At 66.5% G+C, this 22,301-nt stretch carries 24 protein-coding genes; 11 read left to right on the top strand and 13 right to left on the bottom strand.

Translation table 11 applies throughout. The features are described from left to right. Positions 1–61 precede the first annotated feature (61 nt). Genes argH through SCH01S_RS13490 form a run of 5 tightly spaced genes read left to right on the top strand, consistent with a single transcriptional unit; the run spans position 62 to position 4,695 of the window. Positions 62–1,441: an argininosuccinate lyase gene (argH, locus tag SCH01S_RS13510; protein ID WP_046349323.1), complete on the top strand. Its 1,380-nt coding sequence runs from the start codon at positions 62–64 to the stop codon at positions 1,439–1,441. Further along, positions 1,438–1,680, top strand: a complete 243-nt coding sequence (locus SCH01S_RS13505; RefSeq protein ID WP_439645813.1) for a hypothetical protein — start codon at positions 1,438–1,440, stop codon at positions 1,678–1,680. The genes argH and SCH01S_RS13505 overlap by 4 nt, the downstream gene beginning before the upstream one ends. Positions 1,681–1,683: 3 nt before the next feature. Next, positions 1,684–2,946: a diaminopimelate decarboxylase gene (lysA, locus tag SCH01S_RS13500; protein WP_046349322.1), complete on the top strand. Its 1,263-nt coding sequence runs from the start codon at positions 1,684–1,686 to the stop codon at positions 2,944–2,946. Positions 2,947–2,983: 37 nt separating this feature from the next. After that, positions 2,984–3,742, top strand: coding sequence for a precorrin-2 dehydrogenase/sirohydrochlorin ferrochelatase family protein (locus SCH01S_RS13495; RefSeq protein ID WP_046349321.1), 759 nt, complete (start codon positions 2,984–2,986; stop codon positions 3,740–3,742). Next, positions 3,739–4,695 (top strand): zinc transporter ZntB, encoded by a 957-nt coding sequence (locus SCH01S_RS13490; RefSeq protein ID WP_046349320.1) that lies wholly within the window; start codon positions 3,739–3,741, stop codon positions 4,693–4,695. The genes SCH01S_RS13495 and SCH01S_RS13490 overlap by 4 nt, the downstream gene beginning before the upstream one ends. A 3-nt stretch (positions 4,696–4,698) precedes the next feature. Here SCH01S_RS13490 and SCH01S_RS13485 read toward each other — a convergent pair whose 3' ends face one another. The 4 genes from SCH01S_RS13485 to SCH01S_RS13470 are packed head-to-tail and all read right to left on the bottom strand — an operon-like array spanning position 4,699 to position 8,126. Next, the gene (locus tag SCH01S_RS13485) at positions 4,699–5,826 is read right to left on the bottom strand and encodes an inositol-3-phosphate synthase (RefSeq protein ID WP_245612265.1); all 1,128 of its coding nucleotides are present in this window, start codon (positions 5,824–5,826) and stop codon (positions 4,699–4,701) included. A 10-nt stretch (positions 5,827–5,836) separates the two neighbouring features. Further along, positions 5,837–6,757: a beta-xylosidase gene (locus SCH01S_RS13480; protein WP_046349319.1), complete on the bottom strand. Its 921-nt coding sequence runs from the start codon at positions 6,755–6,757 to the stop codon at positions 5,837–5,839. After that, complete coding sequence (locus tag SCH01S_RS13475; protein WP_046349318.1) at positions 6,754–7,530, bottom strand: TIGR04290 family methyltransferase; 777 nt, start codon at positions 7,528–7,530, stop codon at positions 6,754–6,756. The genes SCH01S_RS13480 and SCH01S_RS13475 overlap by 4 nt, the downstream gene beginning before the upstream one ends. Continuing rightward, on the bottom strand, positions 7,527–8,126 hold the full coding sequence (locus tag SCH01S_RS13470) for a histidine phosphatase family protein (RefSeq protein WP_046349317.1): 600 nt from the start codon (positions 8,124–8,126) through the stop codon (positions 7,527–7,529). Before SCH01S_RS13470 ends, SCH01S_RS13475 begins: the two co-directional genes overlap by 4 nt. A gap of 217 nt (positions 8,127–8,343) precedes the next feature. Here SCH01S_RS13470 and SCH01S_RS13465 point away from each other — a divergent pair, with 217 nt between their 5' ends. From SCH01S_RS13465 to SCH01S_RS17430, 6 genes are read left to right on the top strand one after another with little or no spacing between them, the layout of a single operon-like run. Next, a complete protein-coding gene (locus SCH01S_RS13465) occupies positions 8,344–9,456 on the top strand; it encodes an NAD-dependent epimerase/dehydratase family protein (RefSeq protein ID WP_046349316.1) in 1,113 nt (370 codons plus the stop codon). Beyond that, entirely contained in the window at positions 9,453–10,505 is a 1,053-nt protein-coding gene (locus SCH01S_RS13460) for an SDR family NAD(P)-dependent oxidoreductase (protein WP_046349315.1), read from the top strand. Before SCH01S_RS13465 ends, SCH01S_RS13460 begins: the two co-directional genes overlap by 4 nt. After that, positions 10,502–11,596: a glycosyltransferase family 4 protein gene (locus tag SCH01S_RS13455; protein WP_046349314.1), complete on the top strand. Its 1,095-nt coding sequence runs from the start codon at positions 10,502–10,504 to the stop codon at positions 11,594–11,596. The genes SCH01S_RS13460 and SCH01S_RS13455 overlap by 4 nt, the downstream gene beginning before the upstream one ends. Continuing rightward, positions 11,593–12,705 carry a CgeB family protein gene (locus SCH01S_RS13450; RefSeq protein ID WP_046349313.1) on the top strand — a complete coding sequence of 371 codons (1,113 nt, stop codon included), beginning with the start codon at positions 11,593–11,595 and terminating at the stop codon, positions 12,703–12,705. The genes SCH01S_RS13455 and SCH01S_RS13450 overlap by 4 nt, the downstream gene beginning before the upstream one ends. Beyond that, the gene (locus SCH01S_RS13445; RefSeq protein ID WP_046349312.1) at positions 12,702–13,790 is read left to right on the top strand and encodes a CgeB family protein; all 1,089 of its coding nucleotides are present in this window, start codon (positions 12,702–12,704) and stop codon (positions 13,788–13,790) included. Before SCH01S_RS13450 ends, SCH01S_RS13445 begins: the two co-directional genes overlap by 4 nt. Next, positions 13,787–15,871, top strand: a complete 2,085-nt coding sequence (locus tag SCH01S_RS17430; RefSeq protein WP_084689570.1) for a bifunctional glycosyltransferase/UDP-glucuronate decarboxylase — start codon at positions 13,787–13,789, stop codon at positions 15,869–15,871. Before SCH01S_RS13445 ends, SCH01S_RS17430 begins: the two co-directional genes overlap by 4 nt. Here SCH01S_RS17430 and SCH01S_RS13435 read toward each other — a convergent pair whose 3' ends face one another. The 9 genes from SCH01S_RS13435 to SCH01S_RS13395 are packed head-to-tail and all read right to left on the bottom strand — an operon-like array spanning position 15,872 to position 22,296. Further along, positions 15,872–16,270, bottom strand: a complete 399-nt coding sequence (locus SCH01S_RS13435; RefSeq protein ID WP_046349311.1) for a flagellar export chaperone FliS — start codon at positions 16,268–16,270, stop codon at positions 15,872–15,874. After that, positions 16,267–17,682 (bottom strand): flagellar filament capping protein FliD, encoded by a 1,416-nt coding sequence (gene fliD, locus SCH01S_RS13430; RefSeq protein ID WP_052733942.1) that lies wholly within the window; start codon positions 17,680–17,682, stop codon positions 16,267–16,269. Before fliD ends, SCH01S_RS13435 begins: the two co-directional genes overlap by 4 nt. Before the next feature lie 42 nt (positions 17,683–17,724). Next, positions 17,725–18,855, bottom strand: coding sequence for an EscU/YscU/HrcU family type III secretion system export apparatus switch protein (locus SCH01S_RS13425; protein WP_046349309.1), 1,131 nt, complete (start codon positions 18,853–18,855; stop codon positions 17,725–17,727). Beyond that, complete coding sequence (fliR, locus tag SCH01S_RS13420) at positions 18,855–19,631, bottom strand: flagellar biosynthetic protein FliR (RefSeq protein ID WP_046349308.1); 777 nt, start codon at positions 19,629–19,631, stop codon at positions 18,855–18,857. The genes SCH01S_RS13425 and fliR overlap by 1 nt, the downstream gene beginning before the upstream one ends. A gap of 2 nt (positions 19,632–19,633) precedes the next feature. Beyond that, positions 19,634–19,903 (bottom strand): flagellar biosynthetic protein FliQ, encoded by a 270-nt coding sequence (locus SCH01S_RS13415; RefSeq protein ID WP_046349307.1) that lies wholly within the window; start codon positions 19,901–19,903, stop codon positions 19,634–19,636. A gap of 5 nt (positions 19,904–19,908) precedes the next feature. Next, the gene (gene fliP / locus SCH01S_RS13410) at positions 19,909–20,727 is read right to left on the bottom strand and encodes a flagellar type III secretion system pore protein FliP (RefSeq protein ID WP_046349377.1); all 819 of its coding nucleotides are present in this window, start codon (positions 20,725–20,727) and stop codon (positions 19,909–19,911) included. A 58-nt stretch (positions 20,728–20,785) separates the two neighbouring features. Next, positions 20,786–21,049, bottom strand: a complete 264-nt coding sequence (locus SCH01S_RS13405) for a flagellar biosynthetic protein FliO (RefSeq protein ID WP_046349306.1) — start codon at positions 21,047–21,049, stop codon at positions 20,786–20,788. Next, positions 21,046–21,351 carry a flagellar motor switch protein FliN gene (gene fliN, locus SCH01S_RS13400; RefSeq protein WP_046349305.1) on the bottom strand — a complete coding sequence of 102 codons (306 nt, stop codon included), beginning with the start codon at positions 21,349–21,351 and terminating at the stop codon, positions 21,046–21,048. Before fliN ends, SCH01S_RS13405 begins: the two co-directional genes overlap by 4 nt. Then, positions 21,352–22,296: a flagellar motor switch protein FliM gene (locus SCH01S_RS13395; protein WP_046349304.1), complete on the bottom strand. Its 945-nt coding sequence runs from the start codon at positions 22,294–22,296 to the stop codon at positions 21,352–21,354. Positions 22,297–22,301 lie beyond the last annotated feature (5 nt).

The following is a 22,301-nucleotide window of genomic DNA, read 5'->3' as shown; positions in this document are numbered from 1 at the left end:
CATCAATACAGTCCCAAGGAGAAGCGCAACGGTGAGCGGGCGCACAGACAGCTCCAATGCCATGTGGGGCGGGCGCTTCGCCGAAGGGCCCGCATCGGTGATGCGCGAGATAAATGCCTCGATCGGCTTCGACAAGCGAATGTGGCGCCAGGATATCCAGGGCAGCCGCGCGCATGCCGCGATGCTGGGTGCGCAAGGCATCATCGCCGCCGGGGATGCGGAGGCGATCGATGCGGGGCTGGAGCAGATCGCGGCCGAATATGCCGATGCGGGCGTGCCGGAGGACGCGCGCCTTGAAGACATCCACATGCATGTGGAAGCCCGGCTGGCGGAGGTCATCGGGCCGGCGGCGGGGCGGCTGCACACCGCGCGATCGCGCAACGACCAGGTCGCGACCGACTTCCGCCTGTGGGTGCGCGACGCGATCGACGAGATCGACACCGCTCTTGCCGCGTTTCAATCGGTGCTGATCGGGCGGGCCGAAGAGCATGCCGAGACGGTGATGCCGGGCTTCACCCATCTCCAGTCCGCGCAGCCGGTGACGCTCGGTCATCACCTGATGGCCTATTTCGAGATGATCCACCGCGACCGCGGCCGCTTCGAGGATGCGCGCGAGCGGCTGAACGAATGTCCGCTGGGCAGCGCAGCGCTCGCGGGAACAGGCTTCCCGATCGACCGCTTCGCCGTGGCGGAAGAGCTTGGCTTCGAACGGCCGACCGACAACAGCCTCGACGCCGTCTCCGACCGCGATTTCGCGCTGGAGTTCCTGTTCGCGGCCGCCACCTGCGCGATGCATCTGTCGCGGCTGGCCGAGGAAATCATCCTCTGGGCCAGCCAGCCGTTCGGCTTCGTGGCTCTGTCCGATGCCTGGTCGACGGGATCATCGATCATGCCGCAGAAGCGCAATCCGGATGCGGCCGAGCTGGTGCGGGGCCATGCCGGGCGCATCCAGGGCTGCCTGGTCGCGCTGATGACCACGATGAAGGGCCTGCCGCTCGCCTATTCGAAGGACATGCAGGACGACAAAGTGCCGGTCTTCGAGGCCCACGACCTGCTGACGCTCTCGATCGCGGCGATGACCGGCATGATCGGCAGCGTGACCTTCAGGCGCGACCGCATGCTGCACGCGGCGGAGGCGGGTTTTTCGACCGCGACCGACCTTGCCGACTGGCTGGTGCGCGAGGCAGGCATTCCGTTTCGCGAAGCACACCATATTGTCGGAAGCGCGGTGAAACTGGCGGAGCAGGACGGCAAGCCGCTCGACGCGCTGAGCCTGGACCAGCTGCAGGCGATCGATCCGCGGATCGATGGCCGTGTGTTCGGTGTTCTGAGCGTCGGCGCGTCGGTCGCGTCGCGGACCAGCCACGGTGGCACCGCCCCGGCCCAGGTGCGCGCGCGGATCGCGGACGCGAAGGCCGCGATCGGGATGGGAGACGAATGATGAGGCGAGTCCTGATCGGAGCCGCGTTCCTCCTGGCCCTGGCCGCGTGTGGCGGCAAACGGGAGCTGACGCCCGCCCCGGGCGAGAGTCTGCCGCCCAAGCCTGCGGCGGAGCCGACGCCGCTGACGCCGACGCAGCTGATCACCCCGTCCGTCCAGGCGCGGCCGCAGCGCTCCGACGAACTGCTCAAGCAATCGGAAGAGCGACGGGACGATCGCTTCAACCTGCCGCCGCGCTGACCGATGGACCATTTCCAGCTTCGCAACGGCGAGCTCTACGCCGAGGACGTGCCGCTCGCTCGCATCGCGGCGGAGGTCGGCACGCCCGTCTATGTCTATTCCCGCGCGACGCTGGAGCGACACGCACGGGTTTTTCGCGAGGCGCTGCAAGGTCTCGGACGCGTTCACCTGGCGTTTGCGGTGAAGGCCAATCCGAACCTGGCGGTGCTGCGGGTGCTGGCCAAGGCTGGCTACGGCGCGGATATCGTGTCCGGCGGCGAGATGGCGCGCGCGCTCGCCGCGGGAGTGGCGGCGGAGGGCATCGTCTTTTCCGGCGTGGGGAAAACCCCTGCCGAGCTGGCCCAGGGGCTCGAGTCCGGCATCGGCCAGTTCAACCTGGAGCATGAGGAAGAAGGCCAGGTCCTGTCCGCACTCGCCGCGGCCAAGGGGCAGCGCGTGTCGGCCACGCTGCGCGTGAACCCGGACGTGGATGCCGGCACGCACGAGAAGATCTCGACCGGCAAGGCGGACAACAAATTCGGCGTGCCGATCGACCAGGCGCCGGCGATGTATGCGCGACTGGCGGCCCTGCCCGGCCTGAACATGCGTGGCGTGGCCTGCCATATCGGCAGCCAGCTGAGCACCGTCGCGCCGCTTGAGTCGGCCTATGCGCGGATCGGCACCCTGATCGCGGAGCTGCGCGCCGCCGGCCATAGCGTGGACCGGGCCGATCTCGGCGGCGGGCTTGGCGTGCGCTATCGGCCCGAGGACGTGGTGCCCTGGCCGAGCGACCTGGGCGAGATGGTCGCGCGGGTGACGAAGGGCTGGGACGTCGAGCTGATGTTCGAGCCCGGCCGCGTGATCGCCGGCAATGCGGGCGTGCTGCTGACCAGCGTGGTTTGGGTGAAGCCCGGCATCGTCCATCCCTATGTGATCGTCGATGCAGCGATGAACGACCTCGCGCGTCCCGCGCTCTACGGCGCCTATCACCATTTCGAGGCGGCGCGGCCGTCGGGCGAGAGGATGACCGCCCACATCGCCGGACCGGTGTGCGAGACCGGCGACACCTTCGCGATGAACCGCGACATTGACCGGGTGGAGAGCGGCGACCTCGCGATCTTCCGCACCGCCGGCGCCTATGGCGCGACGATGGCTTCGACCTACAACAGCCGCTCGCTGGTGCCCGAAGTGATGGTTGACGGGGACCGGTACGCCGTGGTCGCGGACCGGATCAGCGCGGAGACGATCATGCATGCCGAGCGCGTGCCCGAGTGGCTGGCTGACTAGCTTCCTAAGCATTGCCCAAACCGGCTAGGAGGCAGCGGTGCATAGTCTTCCGGTTTTCCTTCGCCTCACAGGTCGCCCGGTCATCCTGCTCGGGAACGGCGAGGCCGCGGAAGCCAAGCGCCGGCTGCTCGAACGCGCCGGAGCGACGATCGTCGGTGAAGACTCGGAGGCCCGGCTCGCGATTGTCGCGCTCGACGGCCTCGAACCCGTTGTCGCCCGGCTGAAGGCGCGCGGTATTCTGGTGAACGCAGTTGACCGGCCCGACCTATGCGATTTCACGTTGCCCGCGATCGTGGATCGCAATCCGGTGCTGGTGGCGATCGGCACCGGTGGCTCCTCTGCCGGACTCGCCGCCGCCCTTCGCCAGAGGATGGAGGTACTGCTGTCGCCAAAGCTCGGGGAGCTCGCGATGCTGCTTCACGATGCTCGCGAAAAGATCAGGCAAGCCTTTCCGGATTCGGCCGAACGCCGCTTAGCGATCGCACGCGCACTTATGCCGGGCGGCGTGCTCGATCTCGATGACCCCTTTGAGGAGGATCCGTTCTGGATCGACGATCTGCAGCAGGGAGCGGATTGGGGACTCGCAATCATTCGCTTGTGTTCGCCCGACCCGGACGAGCTGACGTTGAAGCAGGCCCGCCTGCTCGGCCAGGCCGACCGCATCTTTCATCGCGCCGACGTCCCGGCCGCAATCCTGGACCGCGCCCGCGCCGATGCGGTGCGGATCGCCTGTGACGCGCCACCCGACGCGCCCGGGCCGGGCCTGTCGCTCGACATCAGCATGGGGAACGAATGAAGCAATTTGCCTATGTCGACGACGGGACGCACGTCCACACGGTTCCGCTCGCCCAGGCAGCGACCGCGAATGGCGGGGCGCGGCTGATCTGGATTCATCTCGACCAGAAAGACCCGGCGACCGAGACATTCCTGTCGGAGCAGCTGAGGCTCAACGACGTCGTCGTCGGCGCGCTGACCGCGCTCGAGACGCGGCCGCGCTGCGATCCGATGGGCGAGGGCGCGCTGATCAACCTGCGCGGCCTGTCGCTGCAGGACGAGCCCGGCGCGGACGAGCTGGTCTCGATCCGTATCTGGACCGGACGCGGCTGCGTGGTCTCGGTGGCCCGCTACACAATGCGCGCGCTGCCCGAGCTGTGCGATGCCTTCAAGGCCGGCAAAGTGAAGGACCCCGGCGACTTCGTCTCCATGCTCGCGCACCTGATCACCGGCCACCTCGATCCCGACGTCGCCGATCTGGGCGATCAGCTCGACGAATGCGAACTGATGCTTGACGCCAGCAAGACCTTTGCGCTCCGCCGCGCGATCGCGACGGCGCGGGCCAGGGCGATCGAGTATCGCCGCTTCGTCGCGCCGCAGCGCCAGGCTTTGGAGCGGCTATCCGAACTGCAATGCGACTGGCTCGAGCCTGATGACCGGCTGCACCTGACGGAATCGGCGGACCGGTTTGCTCGGATGGCGGAAGAACTGGAAAGCATCCGCGAACGCGCCGCACTGATGCACGAGCAGATCACCGATCTTCGCGCCGAGATGATCGACACGCGCGCGCTGCTGATCTCGATCGTCGCTCTCGTGTTCCTGCCCCTGACATTCCTGACCGGGCTGCTGGGCATGAACGTGAACGGCATCCCCTTCGCGCACGAGCCGTGGGCGTTTTGGGGCGTGGTTGGCGTATGCGCCGCAATGGCCGGCGCGATCTTCGCCTGGTTTATGCGGGCGCACTGGTTCCGCTAAGGATCAGTGCTTCACCAGCTCTCCGCGAATGAATTCCTCGACCGCGACATAGGCTTCGTCGTCGGTCATCTGCACTGGCGGGTGCTTGCAGAACCAGGCGGCGGCGGGAAGGATCGCGCCGCCGATGCCGCGATCCTTCGCCAGCTTCGCGCAGCGGATCATGTCGATGGCGACGCCGGCCGAATTGGGGCTGTCCTCGACCGACAGCCGCAGCTCCAGATTCATCGGCACGCCCCCGAACAGCTGCCCTTCCATGCGCAGGAAGCAGATTTTGTTGTCGTTCTGCCAGGCGACATAGTCGCTCGGGCCGACATGGATGTTCTCGTCGTCCAGCCGGTGCTGGGCGACCGACTGCACCGCCTCCGTCTTCGAGACCTTCTTTGAAGCGAGCCGCGCGTGATTGGCCATGTTCAGGAAGTCGGTGTTGCCGCCGGTGTTCAGCTGGTATGTCCGGTCTAGCTTGACGCCCCGCTTCTTGAAGAGATCGGTGAGCACGCGGTGGACGATCGTCGCGCCGAGCTGTGCCTTGATGTCGTCGCCGATGATCGGCACGCCCGCTTCCTCGAACCGCCGCGCCCATTCCGGATCGCTGGCGATGAACACCGGCATGTTGTTGACGAAGGCGACGCCGGCTTCGAGCGCGCATTCGGCATAGAACTCCGTGGCCTTCTGGCTGCCGACCGGGAGATAGTTGAGCAGCACGTCGGCTTCGCTCTCGACCAGAGCCTGGATCACCTCATCCTTTTCGGGCTCGGCTGCATCCGCAAGCAGGAAGGTGCGGTCGCTCTGATAATCGGCCATGTGATCGGCAACGCCGTCGAGAACGCGGCCCATCCGGACCTTCGCGCGGGTTTCCGGCACATGGTCGCAGAAGACCGCGGTGCAATTGGGCTTGGCGAAGATCGCTTCGTTGACGTCGCGCCCGACCTTGCGGGAGTCGACGTCCCAGGCCGCGACCACCTGGATATCGCTCGGCCGATAGCCGCCCAGATCCCAGTGCATCAGCCCGATCTGCTCGTTTGCGCCGCCATTCTGGTAGTGGGCGATGCCCTGCACCAGCGAGCTTGCGCAATTGCCGATGCCGACGATCGCGGCGTTGATGCGGTGATTGGGGCTGCGCGCCATCAACATCGAAGTCTCCTCAGCCGTTTGCCGCCGCGCGCATCGGCACGGCGGGGGCGTAGCGCTCGATCATCTCGGCGCAGAAATCGGCAAAGCCGGCGGGATCGCGCGGCGCGCTGGTGTGGTGCTCCGCAATCCCCAGATGCTCGGGCGTGAAGCAGAAGGTGACGGTCGTCTCGAAATCGGCCAACGCCTCCATCTGCCGATCGAACCAGTCGAGCGCGTTCGGGCGGAAATAATCGGCCCAGCTGAGCCCGGTGCGCAAATGCTTCACGCCCAGCCGCTTCATCCATGCGACTGCGTCGTCGAGCCGCGGGTCCTCGAAATGGAACCACTGCATCAAGCCCATGTCCGCCGCGTGGCGGGCATAATGGTCGAGCCCGAGCTTCGGCGTGCCGTCGGCCTTGATCAGGCCCATGTGGAAATGCCGGTAATAGCTGGAGCCTTCGGCTTCCCTGTGGCGCGTGGTTGCGCCCCATTCCATCGGCAGGTCGAACAGCGAGTACCAGAAGATGCGCGGCACCCGGCCGACCAGCAACTCGGCGGTGCGATCGACCCCGAACTGCTGCACCTCCTCCGCGCCGAAGCTGCCGACGCCGACTTCGGTGACCCAGATCTCACGCTCCGGCACGACCGCTTCGATCTCCGCAACCTTTGCCGGCCAGTCGTGGATCGACCACAGGTTCCAGTCGAGCGGGAAGCCGTGCAGCGCCACCACGTCGATGTGATCGAGCACGCCGTAACCGATCATCCGCCGGATGAAATGCGGATCGATCGGCGAGATTCCGCCCAGCACGCGCTTGACCGCCGGATTGGCCGCTTCGACCGCCTTGGCAGCGCCGATCGTCATTTCGGCGAAGCGGGTCCATTCGGGGTCGACCTCCGGGTCCCAATGCGACTTGTTGTTGGGCTCGTTCCAGAGCATCGCCGCTTCGATCATTCTTGCCCCCTCGCAGGATAGACGGCCATCGCGCCCCATTCCGCGAAGGGAATATCGGCAGTCCGGCAGAGATAGACTTCGTCCTCGGCGCGGGTTTCAATCGCGAACCCGGCCGCTCGCAGCATCGCCTCGGTGCAGGCGCGGTTCGGCGCCCACCAATTGGTCCAGTCGTTCGCGTATTGCCGCTCGATGAAATGCAGCTTCGGATAGCCGCTCTCGAAGAACATCTCCGTCTCGGTGAACGGATAGTCCTGCTCTAGCGGTAGGACCTGGCGGGAACCGCGCTGCATCGACTGAAACAGCAGCAGATCGCCGGCGACATGTTCCCGGATCAGGTCGAGCGCGAGCAGCGGATGCCGGAGGTGATAGAGCACCCCCATAAAGATCACGAGGTCGAAGCGTTCGCCCAGACGCCCGACATCATAGACGGACAGCTGCTCGAACTCGCAGTCGGCAAAGCCCAGTTCCTCCGCCGCAAAGCGAGCTTGGGCCAGGTAATGGTCATCCTCGTCGATGCCGAGCACGCGCGCGGCGCCGCGGCGCTTCATCTCGAATGAGTAGAAGCCGGCGTTGCAGCCGATATCGAGTACGGTCTTGCCGGTCAGGTCCTTGGGCAGCGCGTGCTCGAACCGGCGGAATTTGAAGGCGGGATAGTCGCCGAGGAAATGATCGGGCGCCGTCCAGACGCCGCCCAGCTCAAGATTATGGAACCAGGGGCCGAGTGCCTCGATTCGCTGGCGCAGCATTTCCTCGCGCGGTTCGAGCAGGCTCATGCGGCCGCTCCTTCGTTCAATGTCAGGAGCTTCGAGCCCCAATCGCCGAACAGCAGCTTCGAGACGGATGCAGGGCCCACCTCGAAGCGCAGCAGGTTGTCGAAATCGAGGTCCAGGCAGCGGGCGACCAGCGCCCGGATCACATCGGCGTGGCTGACCAGCGCCACCGTCTGTCCGTCATGCTCCCCGGCCGCCCGAAGTGCGAAGCTTTCCGCGCGATCCGCGACCGCTGAGATCCCCTCGCCACCCGGTGGGCATGCCGTCGCGCGATGCTTGTTCCATCGGACGAATTCGGGCGTGCCGTCCAGATCGGCGATGCGCTTGCCAGTCCAGTCGCCCAGATCGATCTCGTCCAGCGCATCAACATCTCGAACCGTGACACCGTGCGGGTCCGCGATCGCCTCCGCGGTCGCCCGCGTCCGCTCGCGGGGCGAGGAATAGACGGCCGCGATCGGCTCACCTGCGAGCCGTTCGCCCAGCGCCCGGGCCTGGCCTTCGCCGGCGGCGCTCAGCGGTACGCCATCGGCCCGGCCGGTGAAGCGCTCGCCATAGTCGGTGTGCATTGCGTGACGGATCAGGAGCAGGGTCGCGGTCATCCGCGCATTTCTCTTCCAAGCATCTACTTACCCTCGTTGTGCAGGCGTAACCGACAAGCGGCACCGGGGTTCCCGCTAACCTGGATCAGCAACGCATGCGAAACGATTTAGTTTTCCGGAACTTAGATGATGATCCTTGGTTTGACGGGCGGAACGAAACGGCTGCGCACCGAGGCCTGAAACAGGCGAATGCGCCACGATTGGGGAGAGTTCCCGGATGAAGGAAAAGGTGCTGATCACCGGGGGAGCAGGCTTTATCGGCCGCTTCGTCGCCGACGAATTGCTGCGCCGCGGCCATCAAGTCCGCGTGCTCGACAGCCTTATCGAGCAGGTCCACGGCGATTGCGAACGGCCGGCCGGGCTTGCCGATGACGTCGAACTGGTCCGCGCCGACGTGCGCAACGGCGATGCCGTGATGAAGGCGCTGCAGGGCGTCGACAGCGTGATCCATCTGGCGGCGGAAGTCGGCGTCGGCCAGTCGATGTACGCGGTCGAGCGCTATACCTCGGTGAACGATGTCGGCACTGCGGTGCTGTTCGAGAAGCTCATCGAGCAGCCGGTGCGCCGCGTCGTCACCGCCTCATCGATGAGCATCTATGGCGAAGGGCTGTACCGGGACGCGGACGGCGCGCTCATCGAGAATGCCGAACGCGGCGCGACCGCAAGCGGCAAGGGCGGCTGGGATCCGCTCGACGCCCAGGGCCGGCCGCTGACGCCGGTCGCCACGCCAGAGTGGAAGCGCCCCAATCTCGCGTCGATCTACGCGCTCAACAAATATGTGCAGGAGCGGATGACGCTGATCCTGTCGCAGCCTTACGGCATCGAGGGCGTGTGCCTGCGGCTGTTCAACGTCTACGGCCCCGGGCAGGCGCTCTCCAACCCCTATACCGGGGTACTGGCGATCTTCGCGTCGCGGCTGCTGAACGGCCAGGCCCCGATGATCTTCGAGGACGGCGAGCAACGGCGCGACTTCGTCTATGTCGGCGACGTCGCCCGCGCGTTCGCCGATGCGCTGGAGCTGCCCGGCCTTTCGGGCGAGGTGTTCAACATCGGCTCCGGCCATGACCGGTCTGTCACTGAAGTGGCGACCGAGCTGTCGAAGGCGATGGGGCAGAAGATTGCACCCGAAATCGTCGGCAAGACGCGGATCGGCGATATCCGGCATTGCTTCTGCGACACGTCCAAGGCCGCCGACAAGCTCGACTTCCATGCACGGCAGGACTTTGGCGAAGGTCTCGCCGAACTGGCCGAATGGGTGGCCGAGCAGACTGCGGTGGACCGGGTCGACCAGGCGCGCGCCGAGCTCGAAGCGCGAGGGCTGGTGGCATGAACGGACCCATCCTCGTCACCGGCGGCGCAGGGTTTATCGGCTGCAACATCGCCGATCGCCTTGCCCGCGACGGTCACGACATCATCATCCTCGACGCGCTCGCACGGGCCGGAGTCGAGACCAATCTCGACTGGCTGAAACAGCGGCACGGATCGAAAATCCACGCCATCATTGCCGATGTCCGCGACGAGGAAGCCGTCGCGAAGGCGGTGAGGGATGCCCGCGCTGTTTTCCACATGGCCGCGCAAGTGGCGGTCACGACCAGCCTGGTCGATCCGATCGACGATTATCAGGTCAACATTCGGGGCACGCTGACGGTGCTCGAGGCGGTGCGCCGGCGCGACGCGAAAGTGCCGGTCATCTTCGCGTCCACCAACAAGGTCTATGGCGATTTGGCCGATATCCAGCTGTGGGAAGACACCGACCATTGGACGCCGGCCGACGCGGAGGTGCGCGCGCACGGCATTTCCGAACAGCGGCCGCTCGATTTCCACACGCCCTATGGATGCTCGAAGGGCGCGGCGGACCAGTATGTGCTCGATTACGCCCGCAGCTACGGCATTCCCACCGCCGTCATCCGGATGAGCTGCATCTACGGGCCACGGCAGATGGGCACCGAGGACCAGGGCTGGGTCGCCCACTTCCTGATCCGCGCGCTCGAAGGCCAGCCGATCACCATCTATGGCGATGGCAAGCAGGTCCGCGACGTGCTCCATGTCGACGATGCGGTTGACACCTATGTCGCCGCGCTCGACGCGATCGATCGCGTCGGCGGCCGCGTGTTCAACCTGGGCGGCGGCCCCGACAATGCGATCAGCCTCAGGCAGCTGCTGCGGCACATCGAGGCGATCACCGGACGTCCGGTCGAGACGAGTTACGAAGATTGGCGCGCCGGCGATCAGCGCTATTTCGTCGCCGACGCGCGAGCTGCACGGGACACGCTGGGCCTTGGCGCGCCCAAGCCGTGGCGGCAGGGCATCGCCGAGCTGGCGGAGTGGCTGGCGGACGCGCGCGGGCTGGAGCTGCGGCACATGGAGGCCGCGGAATGACGCGGCTGCTGATCACGACGGATACCGTCGGCGGCGTCTGGCAATATGCGACCGATCTGGCGCGCGCGCTCGTGGAGCACGACGTCGAGCCGGTGCTGGCAACGATGGGTCCGCGGCCCGACGCCCAGCAGCGACTGGCCGTGGCCGAGGGCGTCGAGCTGGTCGAGACCGACCTGCCGCTCGACTGGCTCGCCACCGGCCCGCACGAGGTCACTGAAGCGGCGGAAGGAATCGCTCGGCTGGCGGATGCGTGCCGGGCCGATATCATCCAGCTGAATGCCCCGGCGCTGGCGGCATCCGTGCGGTTCGAGCAGCCGGTGATCGCCGTCGCGCATAGCTGCGTCGGCAGCTGGTGGCAGGCGGTGAAAGGCGGCCGCATCGACCCGGACCTCAGCTGGCGGGCCGAGTTGACGGGCATCGGCCTGCGTGCCGCCGACAAGGTCGTGGCGCCCAGCGGCGCGTTCGCGACGATGCTGCAGCATTGCTACGATCTCGCCGACACTCCTGCCGTCGTGCGGAACGGCCGCAAGCCGGCGCAGATCCCTCCCGGCGCGCGACAGGATTTCGCCTTCACCGCGGGCCGCCTGTGGGACGAGGGCAAGAATGTGACAACGCTCGATCGTGCGGCTGTTCTCAGCAGCACCGGCTTCAGAGCCGCAGGGCCGCTCGCGGGGCCGAATGGCACGACGATAAGCCTCGCCCATATCGCGGCGACGGGACACCTGTCGGACACAGCGCTGGCCCAGCTTCTTGCCGCGCAGCCTGTGTTCGTCTCGGCGGCAGTCTACGAGCCGTTCGGGCTGGCGGTGCTGGAGGCGGCGCAGGCCGGCTGCGCCCTGGTGCTTTCGGACATCGCGACCTTCCGCGAGCTGTGGGACGGCGCCGCCTGGTTCATCTATCCGCATGACGCGAACGGTTTCGCGCGCGCGGTGGATGAGATCGTCGCCGATCCCGAACTCCGGCACCGGCTGGGACAGGCAGCCCAGGTGCGCGCCGGCGATTATACGGTCGAGCGCATGGCGGCGGGCATGCTCGCGCTCTACCGCACCATGCCTGTTGCGGCGCACACGCTGGAGCGGGTGGCGGCATGAAGATCGCATATTTCACGCATTCGCTCGCGAGCTGCTGGAACCACGGCAACGCCCATTTCCTGCGCGGCGTTCTCCGCGAGCTGCAGGCGCTGGGGCACGACGTGCAGGCGTTTGAGCCCGAAGGAGCCTGGAGTCTTCAGAACCTGCTCGCCGACCACGGCGATGCCGGACTGGACGCATGGCGCAGTGCCTATCCGGATCTGCGCTCGACCGTGTACGCGGCGGAGGATGATCCCGCCGAGCTGATCGACGGCGCAGATCTGGTGATCGTGCACGAGTGGAACGATCATGCCCTGGTCGCCGCTCTCGGTCAGGCGCGGGCGAGCGGCGGCCGATTCACGTTGCTGTTCCACGACACCCACCACCGCGCCGTCAGCGATCCGGCGGCGATGCGCGCCTATGACCTCACCGCCTATGACGGCGTGCTCGCGTTCGGCGAGACGCTGGCGGACGTCTATCGCCGCTGGGGTTGGGGCGAGCGGGTCTTCGTATGGCACGAAGCTGCCGACACGCGCCTGTTTCACCCGCCAAGCGACGAACAATCACGACACGGCCTCGTCTGGATCGGCAATTGGGGCGATGGCGAACGTTCGGCGGAGCTGGAAGAATTTCTGTTCCGCCCGGCGCGCGAAGCCGGGCTGCCGCTCGACATCTATGGCGTCCGCTATCCGCCGGAGGCGCTGGCGATGCTGGAGCGTTATGGCGTCGCATTCCGCGGCTGGTTGCCGAACGCTCGCGCGCCGGACGTCTATGCGCGGCATCTGGCGACCGTCCATGTGCCGCGGCGCTTCTACACGGACATGCTGCCCGGCATCCCGACGATCCGCGTTTTCGAGGCGCTGGCATGCGGCATCCCGCTGGTCTGCGCGCCGTGGGACGATGCCGAAGGCCTGTTCCGGCCGGGCGAGGACTACCTCATCGCCCGGGACGGCCACGAGATGACGCGGCATCTACGCGCCGTTCGCGGCGACGCCGACTTGCGTGCCAGCCTGGTCGCGAACGGCCTCGCCGCGATCCGCAGCCGCCATAGCTGCGCACACCGCGCGCAGGAATTGCTCGACATTGTCGCGCGGCTCGCCGCGCCCGCCTTGATGAAAGCCACCGCATGAAGATCGCCTTCTACGGATCGAGCCTGGTCTCTTCTTACTGGAACGGCGCCGCGACCTATTATCGCGGGCTTCTCCGCGACCTCGCCGCGCGCGGTCACGAGATCACCTTCTACGAGCCGGACGCGTTCGACCGGCAGCAGCATCGCGACATCGATCCGCCGCACTGGGCGCGCTCTGTGGTCTATCCGGCAACCGACGAAGCACTGGCGAAGGTGCTGGCCGAGGCCCGGCAGGCGGACGTGGTCGTCAAGGCCAGCGGCGTCGGCGTGTTCGATACCGAGCTGCTACAGGGCGTGATCCGCAACGCCGCACCCCATGCGATCCGGATTTTTTGGGATGTCGATGCAGCGGCGACGCTCGATGAAATGCGCACCGCAGAGGATCATCCGCTTCGCGAGGCGCTGAAGCAGCTGGATCTGGTCTTTACCTATGGCGGCGGCGATCCGGTGGTGGATGCCTATGAGGGTTTCGGCGCGCGGCGCTGCGTCCCGATCTACAATGCGCTCGATCCTGCGACGCACCACCCCGTCGATCCGGACCCCCGCTTCACCGCCGATCTTGCCTTTCTCGGCAATCGGCTGCCGGACCGCGAGGCGCGGGTAGAAGAATTCTTCCTGAAGCCCGCCGCCGCACTGCCCGAACGTCAGTTCCTGATCGGCGGCAATGGATGGCAATGGAAAGAGCTGCCCGGCAATGTCCGGCATCTCGGCCATGTCGGCACCGCCGAGCACAATGCCTTCAACTGCACCCCTTTGGCCGTGCTGAACGTCGCGCGAGATTCGATGGCCAATATCGGTTTTTCGCCGGCGACGCGCGTGTTCGAGGCAGCGGGCGCCGCCGCCTGCCTGATCACCGATGCCTGGGAAGGCATCGAGCTGTTCCTGAAGCCCGACGAGGAAGTGCTGGTGGCGCGCGACGGACAGGACGTCGCCGAGCATGTTCGCGCCCTTACGCCCCAGCGGGCGCAGGCGATCGGCGAAGCGGCGCTGGCCCGTGTGCTTGCCGAACACACCTACAGCTTACGCGGCGCGCAGGTGGATGCGATCCTGGCCGACGAAGCCGCCCAGATGCGGAGCGCCGCATGAAGCTGGTCGTCCTTGGCCTCACGCTCTCCTCATCCTGGGGAAACGGGCACGCGACCACCTATCGCGCATTGCTGAAGGCCTTCGCGGCACGAGGCCACGAAGTGCTGTTCCTTGAGCGTGACAAGCCCTGGTACGCCGCCCACCGCGACCTGGGCGACGCGGGTTACTGCACCCTCGCCTTCTATGACTCCGCGGCGGAACTCGATCGCTGGAAGGATCAGGTCGCGGCCGCCGATGCGGTGATCGTCGGCTCCTATGTGCCGGACGGAGTCGCGGTCGGCCGCTGGGTTCAGCGCACCGCGAAAGGCGTGACCGCCTTCTACGATATCGACACGCCGGTCACGTTGGCGAAGCTGGAGCGCGGCGATTTCGAATATCTCGCGCCCGATCTGATCCCCGGATACGGCCTCTATCTGTCGTTCACCGGCGGCCCGACGCTGCAGCATATCGAGCGGCATTATGGGTCGCCCGCGGCGCGGGCGCTCTATTGCTCGGTCGATCCGGACATTTACCGGCCGATCGACACGGGGAAGCGCTGGGATCTGTCGTACCTCGGCACCTACAGTCCGGATCGGCAGCCGATTCTCGACACGCTGCTGATCGAGCCGGCCCGGCGCTGCCCCGATCGGCGTTTTGCCGTCGCGGGCCCGCAATATCCGGACGACATCGACTGGCCGGCCAATGTCGACCGGATCGAGCACGTGCCGCCGGCCGATCACGCGGCCTTTTACGCCGCGTCCCGTTTCACGCTGAACGTCACGCGTGCAGACATGATCAAGGCCGGATGGTCGCCGTCGGTGCGCCTGTTCGAGGCAGGGGCGTGCGCGACGCCGATCATTTCGGACCGGTGGGACGGACTCGACCGGCTGTTCGAGCCAGGCCGCGAGATCATGCTCGCCGACACGAGTGACGACGTGATCGCCGCGCTCGACACCAATGCCGCAGCGATCGGCGAGGCAGCGCGCACCCGCACGCTGACGAGCCACACCGCCGTCCATCGCGCGGCCGAGCTGGACGCGCATCTCACCGAAGCCGCAGGTCGCAAGAAGAAGGGTCGGAGCAGGACGATGACACCGAAAAAGACTGCACTGGTTGCCGGGGGCGCCGGGTTCATCGGCTCGCATATCTGCGAGCGGCTGATCGCGGACGGCTATCATGTCCTGTGCTTCGATAATTTCCAGACCGGGCGGGAGGAGAATGTCCGGCATTTGCGGCGGGAAAGCCGGTTCGACCTGATCGAGGGCGATGTGATCGACCCGCTGCCCGGCGCCCTGGCCCGTAGCACGAAAAGCCTGGCGATCGTCTTCGATCTCGCCTGCGCCGCATCGCCGCCGCACTATCAGGCCGACCCGGAGCACACGATGCTGACCAACGTGGTCGGCGCTTCGCAACTGCTGCGCCTTGCCGAGCGGGCAGGCGCGCGTTTCCTGCTGTCATCGACCAGCGAGGTCTATGGCGATCCCGAAATGCACCCGCAGCCGGAAAGCTATCGCGGCTGGGTCAACTGCACGGGTCCGCGCGCCTGCTATGACGAAGGCAAGCGCGCGGCAGAGACGCTGGCATTCGATTTCGACCGGCTCGGCCGTGCCGAAGTGCGCGTGGCGCGCATCTTCAACACCTATGGCCCGCGCATGCGCCCGGACGACGGACGCGTGGTGTCCAACCTGATCTGCCAGGCGCTGTCGGGCGACGACATCACCATCTATGGCGACGGCAGCCAGACGCGCAGCTTCTGCTATGTCGACGATCTGGTCGACGGATTGATCCGCCTGTCCCGCTACGAAGGCGCGCAGCCGGGACCGGTCAATCTCGGCAACCCGATCGAGCTGACGGTCTCCGATCTCGCCGAGCGCGTGATTGCGCTTACGGGCACCGACGCCGAACTGGTCTATCGGCCTCTCCCCGTCGACGATCCGCGGCGGCGGCGGCCGGACATCGGCAAGGCGAAGCGGCTGCTCGGCTGGCGGCCCGAAGTGGGACTTCAGAAAGGACTTGAGCAGACGACCGCCTGGTTCGCTCGGGCGATCGAGCGGCCGCGGCGCAAAGCAGCAATGCAGATGGAGATAGTCGCGGCGGAGTGACTATCCCCGCCCGATCGCTTTCCAGCTTTCGGCGATCTCGCCGACATTGGCGACCACATCCCGAACCAGGGCGGCGTTGCTTTCGATGCTCGCCCGCATGATGGCATCGCGGCAGCCGCGGTAAAAGCGCGACAGGGCTTCTGCGACGGATGCGCCCTTGTCGAAATCGAGGCCGGCTTCCAGCGCGAACAGCAGCGCGATCGCTTTCGTCAGCCGCGCATTCTTGGCCGGGTGATCGGACTCGTCGATGGCAAGCGCGCCAAGCCGCAGCTCGCGCAGCAAATCCTCGTACAGGATCGCGATCAGCTGGTGCGGGTTCGCGCCGCCGGTGCGACTTGCGACATCGACCGACCGATACGTCTCGCGCGGATCGCGGTGAAGGCGCGACGCATAGCTCATCCGTTCTTGGTCCAGGCGGCGATCTGCTGCTGGAGAAAGCTCTGCGTCGCCTTGTAGGCGGAAACGCGCGCGTCCATGTTTGCATATTGCAGCGTCAGCCGGTCGGTCATGTTCTGGGTGTCTGTCTGGATCTGCAGCTCTTCATCCGCGATCGACTTCTGCAGCCGGCTATAGCCGGACTGGCTGGAGGTGAGCGCGCCGCCGGGGCCGGTCAGCGACAGCGAAATCTGGCGCAGCGCCGAGCCGAGGCCGACGTTCAGCATCTTCTCGACCGCGGGGCCGGAGTTCGACAGCGCGCGCTGCAGCGTCGCCGTATCCAGCGAAAGGGTGCCGTCGCGATTGGTCTTCACGCCGAGTTCCGCAAGCGTGGTCGGGTCGCCGGTGCCGGCGTCGGGGTTGATATTCTGGCCGGTCAGCTCGCGGAGCTGGCGCATCAGGTCTCTCGCGCCGCTGTCCGATCTCAGCACACCCGACGTCGCGTCGGTGTCTTCCTTCGCGATCGCGATGAGCTGGTTGTAGGTTTCGACGATGTCGTTGACCGCCTGGCTAAGCGCGGATGTCGGCGGCGAGGTGTTGATCGCGATCGTCTGGCCCGGCGCTTCCTTGACCAGATCGAGCTTCACGCCCGCGATCAGGTCACTGATGCTGTTGGTCGGGCGCAGCACGTCGACGCCGTCCAACGCGACCAGCGCGTCGTTCGATTTCCGAGTGAGCGTCATCGCCTGCGCGCCCGTGTTGAAGGCAAGGGCAGACAGGCCCGGAGCAGTGGCGTCCTCGGTCGCGTCGATCGTGAATGCCTGGTCCGCGCCGGTCTGGCCCTTGATCGACAGGCGCGAGCCGGTCGAATCGGTGATCACGGTCGCGGTCACGCCCGCCTTGGCCGCATTGATGGCGCTGGCAATGCCGGCGAGGCTGTTCTGGCTGTCGCCGATCGTGACCACCACCGGGGTTGCGCCGGATTTCGGGGTGAAGCCGGTCGGCACGTTGTTGGTATCGTAGGTCGCAGTGCCAAGCGTGATCGTCAGCGTGCCTTTGCCGAATGCGGCGGTGCTGTCCGCGACGGAACCCGACGTCACCACCTGCGCATTGGCGAGCTTCTTCACTTCAAGGCTTGCCGACAGGCCGCTGATGTTCGCGCCGGGCAGAAGCCCCACGCCCAGGACCGAGGTATCGGAGCTGATCGGCTGGGTGGAGAGCGTGCCGCCCGAGATCAGGCTGGTGAGTGCGGTCGAAAAGCCGGTCAGGCCCGAGCGGAGCTGCGACAAGGCCGAAATCTGCGAGGTGACCGTGTCCTTGCGGGCAGCGAGGGCCTTGCTCTTGGCCGAAAACTGCGCGTCGACCAGCGAGGCGACCAGCGCTTTGGTGTCGATGCCCGAACCGGCGCCGAGGGTCACTGCAATCGAGTCGGCCATCTTCGTCTCCTCAATGCATAATCGGCCGCGCGCGCCGGATGTTTAGGCCCGGGCCACCCGGACGCCGTTCTCGTCGAACAGCGCGGAATCGGGGACGATCACGTTGGGCTGGCCGCCACCGGCGCGCAGGTTCACGCCGAAGACGAAGGCGAGCACGGTCGCGATCGCGACATAGAGGTCGTCGCGGACCTGCTGGCCCTCGCGACTGGTGTAGTAAACCGCGCGGGCAAGGGCCGGATATTCGAGCACCGGCTTTTCGAGTTCCTGCGCCAATTCGCGGATCGCGAGTGCCTTCGCCCCGCGCCCCTTGGCGACCACCACCGGCACTTCGTCCTGGCCGCGCTCGTAGCGCAGGGCGACCGCGAAGTGGGTCGGGTTGGTGAGCACGACGTGCGCGGTGCCGACCGACTTGCGCGCGCTCTGCTTGAAGATCTCGAACATCCGCCGGCGCTGCGCCGCCTTCGATTCAGGCGAACCCTCGGCCTGCTTATGTTCGTCCTTGATCTCCTGCTTGCTCATCTTGAGCTTGTTCAAGAGGCGGATGAACTGGATCGGCACGTCGATGCCGGCGATCAGCAGCAGGCCGCCGGACATGACCAGCAGCAGCATGACCAGCCGCCAGCCGAGCGCGGCGACGCTGCTTTCGACATTGCCGGCAACCAGGCCGAGCGACTCCTGCCGCATCGACCACAGCATCCAGACGCCGATCGAGCCCAGCAGCGCGACTTTCATCAGGCCCTTGCCGAGCTCGATCCAGCCGGCAAAGCCGAAGATGCGCTTGAGCCCGGCGCCCGGATTGAGACGGGCCCCTTTGAAGCCGAGCAGCTTCGACTGGAAGCTGATGCCGCCCAATCCTGCCTGGCTGAGCACCGATACCCCGGTCGTGACGGCAAACAGCATCACCAGCGACGGCGCCAGGGTCAGGCCGACGCTCAGGATCGGGCGGAGCGGCTGGAAATCTTCGACATCAGCCCGACCGAATTGAAAGCTCTCGCGCATCACCGCTTCGAGCGCGCGGATTAAGGTCGGACCGGACAGGGCCAGCCATAACACGCCCGCCAGCACGACGGCGGCGGCCGTCAGCTCGCGGCTGCGAAGGACCTGGCCTTCCTCCGCCGCCTTTTCCCTGCGCTTCGGCGTCGGCGCTTCTGTTTTTTCAGCGAACTCCGCCATCAGTCGAGCACCAGGTTGGCGGTGGCGGACAGGGCCTCACGGATAATCAGGCCCATCGTGTCGCCCATCGCGGGGAAAGCGATGGCGAACGCGACCAGGCCGGTGGCGAGGCTTGCGGGCAGGCCGATGGCGAACAGGTTCAAGGCCGGCGCCGATCGCGAGATCATCCCGACGATGATATTGAGGCACAGGATGATGAAACCGACCGGCAGCGCCAGTAGCAGGCCCGACGCAAAGGCATAGCTGCCGAACAGCGCGATCGCCTTCAGCCGGTCGGGGGAAAGCCAGGCATCGCCCGGCGGCAGCACGCGATAGCTGCGCACGACCAGGTCGACCAGGACCAGGTGCCCGTCCAGCGACAGGAACAGCAAGGTCATCATGATCGACAGAAATTGACCAAGCGCCGGCGTCGGCGCACCGCGCTGCGGGTCGACGGTCGAAGCGAAGCCCAGGCCCATCGTGTTGCCGATGGCTTCGCTCGCGACCAGCGGGCCGGCAAAGGCGATCTGGAGGACAAAGCCGAGCGCCAGGCCGACCAGCGCCTCCTGCGCCACCTGCAGGAAGGTTTCGAGCGAGAACACCGCCTGCGGCGTCGCGACGGCGGCGTTGTTGACGACAAGAATGCCGATCGCAGCCGCAAGCACGATCCGGACCGTCAGCGGCACCGACACTGCCCCGAACACCGGCGCGGCGATGAACGCCGCCCCGATCCGCACCATCACGAAGATCAGCGCGAACAGGGCCGGTTCGACGGAGGGCAGGCCGAGCCCGAGCATCGCTACCTGACGAGATCGGGGATGCGGTCGAAGATCGAAATGGTGAAGTCGGACAGGAGCCCGAGGATCATGCTGCCGAAGATCACCAGCGAGATACCGACCACGGCGACCTTGGGGATGAACGTCAGCGTCGCTTCGTTGATCGAGGTCGCCGCCTGGATCATGCCCAGCAGCAACCCCGTGAGGAGCGCCGGGATAAGGATCGGCAGCGTGGCAAGCGCCAGCACCCAAAGCGCCTCGCGGCCGACACCAATGAAATAGGATGCGTCCATTTGCGTCAGCTCACGAACGAGTTGGCGAGCGAGCCCATCGTCAGCGCCCAGCCGTCGACGAGGACGAACAGCAGCAGCTTGAAGGGCAAGGAGATGATCGTCGGGGACAGCATCATCATGCCCAGCGCCATCAGCACGCTGGCGACGACGAGGTCGATGACGAGGAACGGCAGGAAGATCAGGAACCCGATCTGAAACGCGGTCTTCAGCTCGGACGTGACGAAGGCCGGCAGCGCGATCGAGAAGGGCACGTCATTGGGGCTCGCGAACGGGCCCTGCTTGGCGATGCCGGCGAACATCTGCACGTCCTTCACGCGCGTCTGCTTCATCATGAAACCGTGCAGCACGTTGCCGCTGCGCGAGATCAGCTCGCCCGCCTGGATCTGGCCGGCGGCATAGGGCTTGATCGCTTCGGCATTCACGCGGCTCAGCACCGGCGACATCACGAACAGGGTCAGGAACAGCGACAGGCCGACCAGGACCTGGTTCGGCGGCGTCTGGCTGAGGCCGAGCGCCTGCCTCAAAATAGACAGCACGATGATGATGCGCGTGAAGCTGGTCATCATCAGCAGCAGCGACGGCAGCACCGTCAGCAGCGACATGATGATGAGCACCTGCAGGCTCAGCGACAGCGGCGCCTGGCCGTTGCCGCCGATCTGGTTCAGCGCGCGGTCGAGCGCTTCCGGCGCGCCCGGCTGGGCCGGCGCGGCAACGGGGGCTGCCGCCGGCGCTGCCTGGGCAAAGGCGGGAGTCGTCAGGAACAGGGCGAGGAGCAAGAGGACTGCCAAACCCAAAACCGTTCGTGTCGAGCGAAGTCGAGACACGTTGGCGCGGGAGCTGCGTTTCTCGACTTCGCTCGAAACGAACGGAATCCGGAGGGCGCTAATCACGCGAGCTTTCCGCCTTGTCGACCAGCTGCACGCCGCCTCGGCCGACCGAGACGAGCAGCTTGCGTCCTTCGAACTCGATCACGGCGAGGCGCAGGCCCGGCGAGATCATCATGCTTTCCTTGATCGCGATCGCGCGCGTGCCCTGGTTGCCGGGCAGCTTCTGCTCGAGCTTGCGCCAGGCCCAGAGGCACGCGACCAGCAGGCCGCACACCAGCGGAAGCAGCAGCGCGAGCTTCAGAAGATAGGTTCCGATCACAGCGGCGTCGCACCCGGAGGCGTTTGGTCGGCAAGCTCGGTGATGCGGATGCCGAAGCGGTCGCCGACAGTCACGACCTCGCCGCGGCCGATCAGCGTGCCGTTGACCAGCACGTCGAGCAGTTCGTTCGCGTAGCGATCGAGCTCGATCACGCTCGACTCGCCGAGCGCCAGCAGCTCGCGGAGCTTCAGATTGGTGCCGCCGACCTCGACCGACAGGCGGACGTCGACGTCCTGCAGCAGACGAAAATTGGCGGCGATGCCAACATCCTTCGGCAGGCCGGTATGGCTCATGTCACTCATTCAGGAATCCTCGTCCTCGAGCGGTTCGATGCGGTGCACGCGGATCGCGGCGCGGCCATTGGCAGCGCCGACCGCGCCGCGCGCGAAGCGGTTGTTGGAAACCAGCAACGGGATTTCGGGCCCGAAGCTGATCGGAATGATGTCGCCGGGCTGAAGGCTCATCAGCTGCGCAAGCGGGATCACCGGCTCGGCGAGAACCGAGCGGACCGGGAGCTTCACGTTCATCACCGCGCGGGCGAGATTGCCGGTCCAGGTCGGATCGGCTGCCTGGCGGCGGGACTGGACCTTGGACGACAGGATCGCGGCGATCGGCTTCAACGATGCCGCCGGATACAGAAGGTCGATCGGGATCGGGCGCGCGTCGCCGACCGCGAGGACGAACCGGGTGCGGACCACCCGATCCTCGCCGTCGATATGCGACAGCATCGCCGGATTGGCTTCGGTGCGGCCGGGTTGGAACGCGATCTCCGCCAGTTCGCTCCAGGCGCCGGCAAGACGCTCGGCAAAGCCGGTCGCGATCCGCGCGATCATCGCCTCGGCCGTCGGCGTGAATTCGGCCGGCAACGGATTGGGCGCGAGGCCCGGCCCGCCGAAATAGACATCCACCAGCCGGAAGGTGAGCGCGCCATCCAGCACCAGCATCGCCTGACCCGAGAGCGGCGCCATGCCGATCATCGTGACGCTGCTGAGCGCCGTGCCGCGCGCGGTCAGATAGGCATCGAACCGTTCGACCGTGATCGGCTCGGCCGAAACCTTGACCGCCTGGCGCAGAAGCGGTTCAAACAAGGCCCTGAGCGATCGCGCGAGGTGCTGGTTGACCTGCGCCAGCGCCTGGAGGTCGCCGAGCGGATTGGCCGCAGCGCTCCCCAGCACCGGCGCGTGCTGCGCCGGCGGCCGCCCTGAGGCGGTGCCCTGAACGGGTGTGGTGGAAGCGGCCTTAACCATGCTTG

The organism is Sphingomonas changbaiensis NBRC 104936, from assembly GCF_000974765.1.
In the GTDB taxonomy this organism is placed as follows: Bacteria; Pseudomonadota; Alphaproteobacteria; order Sphingomonadales; family Sphingomonadaceae; genus Sphingomonas_B; species Sphingomonas_B changbaiensis.
The sequence above is the reverse complement of the archived record's forward strand: the minus strand, read 5'-3'. Positions and strand labels throughout refer to the sequence as shown.

Bases quoted from the DNA above. Each gene is read 5' to 3' on its own strand.
- argH (WP_046349323.1), top strand. From the start codon at position 62: ATGTGGGGCGGGCGCTTCGCCGAAGGGCCCGCATCGGTGATGCGCGAG.
- SCH01S_RS13505 (WP_439645813.1), top strand. From the start codon at position 1,438: ATGATGAGGCGAGTCCTGATCGGAGCCGCGTTCCTCCTGGCCCTGGCC.
- lysA (WP_046349322.1), top strand. From the start codon at position 1,684: ATGGACCATTTCCAGCTTCGCAACGGCGAGCTCTACGCCGAGGACGTG.
- SCH01S_RS13490 (WP_046349320.1), top strand. From the start codon at position 3,739: ATGAAGCAATTTGCCTATGTCGACGACGGGACGCACGTCCACACGGTT.
- SCH01S_RS13485 (WP_245612265.1), bottom strand. From the start codon at position 5,826: ATGTTGATGGCGCGCAGCCCCAATCACCGCATCAACGCCGCGATCGTC.
- SCH01S_RS13480 (WP_046349319.1), bottom strand. From the start codon at position 6,757: ATGATCGAAGCGGCGATGCTCTGGAACGAGCCCAACAACAAGTCGCAT.
- SCH01S_RS13475 (WP_046349318.1), bottom strand. From the start codon at position 7,530: ATGAGCCTGCTCGAACCGCGCGAGGAAATGCTGCGCCAGCGAATCGAG.
- SCH01S_RS13470 (WP_046349317.1), bottom strand. From the start codon at position 8,126: ATGACCGCGACCCTGCTCCTGATCCGTCACGCAATGCACACCGACTAT.
- SCH01S_RS13465 (WP_046349316.1), top strand. From the start codon at position 8,344: ATGAAGGAAAAGGTGCTGATCACCGGGGGAGCAGGCTTTATCGGCCGC.
- SCH01S_RS13460 (WP_046349315.1), top strand. From the start codon at position 9,453: ATGAACGGACCCATCCTCGTCACCGGCGGCGCAGGGTTTATCGGCTGC.
- SCH01S_RS13455 (WP_046349314.1), top strand. From the start codon at position 10,502: ATGACGCGGCTGCTGATCACGACGGATACCGTCGGCGGCGTCTGGCAA.
- SCH01S_RS13450 (WP_046349313.1), top strand. From the start codon at position 11,593: ATGAAGATCGCATATTTCACGCATTCGCTCGCGAGCTGCTGGAACCAC.
- SCH01S_RS13445 (WP_046349312.1), top strand. From the start codon at position 12,702: ATGAAGATCGCCTTCTACGGATCGAGCCTGGTCTCTTCTTACTGGAAC.
- SCH01S_RS17430 (WP_084689570.1), top strand. From the start codon at position 13,787: ATGAAGCTGGTCGTCCTTGGCCTCACGCTCTCCTCATCCTGGGGAAAC.
- SCH01S_RS13435 (WP_046349311.1), bottom strand. From the start codon at position 16,270: ATGAGCTATGCGTCGCGCCTTCACCGCGATCCGCGCGAGACGTATCGG.
- fliD (WP_052733942.1), bottom strand. From the start codon at position 17,682: ATGGCCGACTCGATTGCAGTGACCCTCGGCGCCGGTTCGGGCATCGAC.
- SCH01S_RS13425 (WP_046349309.1), bottom strand. From the start codon at position 18,855: ATGGCGGAGTTCGCTGAAAAAACAGAAGCGCCGACGCCGAAGCGCAGG.
- fliR (WP_046349308.1), bottom strand. From the start codon at position 19,631: ATGCTCGGGCTCGGCCTGCCCTCCGTCGAACCGGCCCTGTTCGCGCTG.
- SCH01S_RS13415 (WP_046349307.1), bottom strand. From the start codon at position 19,903: ATGGACGCATCCTATTTCATTGGTGTCGGCCGCGAGGCGCTTTGGGTG.
- fliN (WP_046349305.1), bottom strand. From the start codon at position 21,351: ATGAGTGACATGAGCCATACCGGCCTGCCGAAGGATGTTGGCATCGCC.
- SCH01S_RS13395 (WP_046349304.1), bottom strand. From the start codon at position 22,296: ATGGTTAAGGCCGCTTCCACCACACCCGTTCAGGGCACCGCCTCAGGG.